This is a genomic window from Mucilaginibacter sp. P5_A4, from assembly GCF_056400605.1.
This window is the reverse complement of record NZ_JBFUKX010000114.1, coordinates 1-2,952: the sequence shown is the minus strand read 5'-3', so window position 1 is coordinate 2,952 and position 2,952 is coordinate 1. Positions and strand designations below refer to the sequence as shown.

At 40.1% G+C, this 2,952-nt stretch carries 4 protein-coding genes; all 4 read left to right on the top strand.

Annotated elements, in window-relative coordinates; all coding sequences use genetic code 11:
- On the top strand, positions 1-1,073 hold a 1,073-nt coding region (locus AC1DQW_RS27415), incomplete at its 5' end, for a glycoside hydrolase family 88 protein (RefSeq protein ID WP_477456970.1).
- Positions 1,074-1,101: 28 nt separating this feature from the next.
- Complete coding sequence (locus AC1DQW_RS27410) at positions 1,102-1,698, top strand: TMEM175 family protein (RefSeq protein WP_477456969.1); 597 nt, start codon at positions 1,102-1,104, stop codon at positions 1,696-1,698.
- A 180-nt stretch (positions 1,699-1,878) separates the two neighbouring features.
- On the top strand, positions 1,879-2,514 hold the full coding sequence (locus AC1DQW_RS27405) for a sigma-70 family RNA polymerase sigma factor (protein WP_477456968.1): 636 nt from the start codon (positions 1,879-1,881) through the stop codon (positions 2,512-2,514).
- Positions 2,515-2,613: 99 nt separating this feature from the next.
- Positions 2,614-2,952, top strand: a 339-nt coding sequence (locus tag AC1DQW_RS27400) for a hypothetical protein (protein ID WP_477456967.1), incomplete at its 3' end; no start/stop codon positions are given.

Genomic DNA, 2,952 nt, shown 5'->3' with positions numbered 1-2,952 from the left:
AATATAAATTCCTGGCGAAGCAGATAGGGCCGGAGGAATTTCCTAAAACCTATCACCCAAATACAAACAAGCAGGAAAACAGCAATTCGGACTGGTGGTGCAGTGGGTTTTATCCGGGTAGTTTGCTGTATTTATACCAGGAAAGGAAGGACCAGGCTTTGCTTACCGAAGCAAACCGCATTATGGGTGTTTTGGCTAAGGAGCAGTTTAACACGCATACACATGACCTGGGCTTTATGATGTACTGCAGTTTTGGAAATGCCAACAAAATTGAGCCGAAGCCGGAATATAAACAAATACTGATTAACAGTGCCAAATCCCTTTCTACAAGGTTTAACCCAACAGTAGGCTGTATCAAATCATGGGATTCAAAACCGGGCGATTATTTGGTGATCATCGATAATATGATGAACCTGGAACTGCTGTTTTGGGCAACGCGTGAAACCGGCGATTCCAGCTATTATAAAATAGCAGTTACCCATGCCAATACTACCATGAAAAACCATTTCAGGCCCGATTATAGCTCATACCACGTGATTAATTATGATGCTCAAACAGGAGTGGTAAAGGAAAAGAAAACCGCCCAGGGTTTCGCCAATGAATCGGCATGGGCCAGGGGGCAGTCATGGGGGCTTTACGGATACACCGTGATGTACCGCGAAACACATGACAAAAAATACCTGGATCAGGCTCAAAATATTGCCCATTTTATATTGACTAACCCCCACCTGCCAGCTAATAAGATTCCATATTGGGATTATAATGCCACTAACATTCCTGATGCACTTAAAGATGCGTCGGCAGCTTCTGTTATGGCTTCGGCTTTGTTGGAACTTTGCAGGTACAGCGACGTAAAAAAAGGGCAGGAGTATTTTAATGTAGCCCAAACCATATTGAAAACGCTTTCTGCCCCGCCTTACATGGCTGCTGCCGGCACCAATGGTGGTTTTATTTTACAGCACAGCGTAGGTCATTTCCCTGCAGGCACAGAAATTGACGTGCCTTTAACCTATGCAGATTACTATTTTATAGAGGCCATGCAGCGTTACCAGGCATTCGGCCAAAAAAAATAACTTAAATTTAGCTGGATAAAATAAAAAAATGGCATTAGGCAAGGGTAGGTTAGAAGCTTTCAGCGATGGCGTTATTGCCATTATTATTACCATAATGGTATTGGAGATGAAGGTGCCACATGGCGATAGCATTGAATCATTAAAGCCGCTTATACCTGTTTTTATAAGCTATATTTTGAGCTTTATTTACGTTGGTATTTACTGGAATAATCATCATCATATGTTTCAGGCCGTTCATTCAGTTAACGGTGGGATTTTATGGGCCAACCTGCATTTGCTTTTCTGGCTGTCGTTAATACCATTTGTTACAGGCTGGATGGGCGAAAATCATTTTGCCAGGGGGCCGGTAGCTTGTTATGGTTTTATACTAACAATGAATGGTATCGCATATTCTATTTTAGTACGAAAACTTATCCATCACCATGGGGGGAATTCTTTGATTGCCGAGGCCTTTGGCGAAGACTGGAAAGGAAAGATATCTGTCGGCATCTATGCAATAGCTATTGGTGTAAGCTGGCTAAACACGATAGCAGCCTTTGCATTGTATGTTATTGTAGCCGGCATCTGGTTTATTCCCGATAAAAGGATTGAAAAGAAACTCGCTCAACAGGATGCGGAGAGTTGATTTTAACTATTAATTATAAATACCTCTGTTTCAGAAATAATGTAATTTAAACATGCTTTATTGGTAAAAAAGTATAAACTATTTTGCAACTTCGCGGTTGTAGTAGTGTTTTTGCCTAAGTTATATTGTGTTGTAAGTTTAAATTTTTAACCATTATTTGCCACTACTTTACGTTTACTTATGTTGGATATTGCTTATGATCATGAGCTCGATTTGTCTACAAAAGCAAATAAGCTTCATCATGAAAACGAATTGCTTTTAAAGGTAGCAGTCGGTGATGAGCATGCTTTTCGCCAGTTGTTTACAGCATACCATCAGCAATTGGGTATTCATATTTATCGCATTACTAACTCTGCCGAGCTGGCAGAAGAAGTTGTACAGGATGTGTTTTTAAAAATATGGATGACCCGCGAAACCCTTGGTGATATTGACGATTTTAAGGCTTACCTTTTTGTTATATCCAAAAATCATGCGCTTAACTGCCTTAAAAAGTTGGCAAAGGAACGGGTACAAATAAAACAACTGGAGCTTGGTAGCATGGAAATGCTAAATGGCGGGCAGGATTCGGGCATGTATTATAATTTATTGGACGAAGCCATTGACCACCTGCCCCCGCAACAGCAAAGAGTTTACTTACTAAGCAGGCATAACCGCCTTAAATATGCCGAAATAGCCGAGCAGCTTAAACTTTCCCGCGAAACGGTAAAAAAATATCTGCAAATAGCTACCACATCAATCACCGATTATGTGCGCACCCACCTGGAGGCTTTTACACTAATTTTAATAGCGATAAAAACTTTTTTAATTTTTTTTTAAAACCAATAGCCCCTTTTTTACAGGTTTTGTTGTCTTGTATGCAAGTTCGACCCAAACTCCTTTTACCAATTTAAAATTTATGAACTAACATCTACCTGTATGAGTGCATTTAATGCAAGGCTTACCTACCTTTTTAATAGTTATTATAATCAAACCGCTACACAGCAGGAGCAGGATGAGTTAATGGAGATCATTCACTCATCTGCTAATGATGCGGAAATAACTGCACTCATTCACGAGGCCTGGGATAACCTCGAAATTGATGCGCCACTTTTTGATCGTACAAAAAGTATTGATATGCTAAACAACATTCTTCAAAGTAAATCCAATCATGATGAAGATTCTCCAATACGTCCGCCGGATAAAAATCAGTTGTGGCTAAAATTAGGAGTGGCGGCAGCTATGATGGTTTTTGTTGGCTTTGGAGCATATATATTC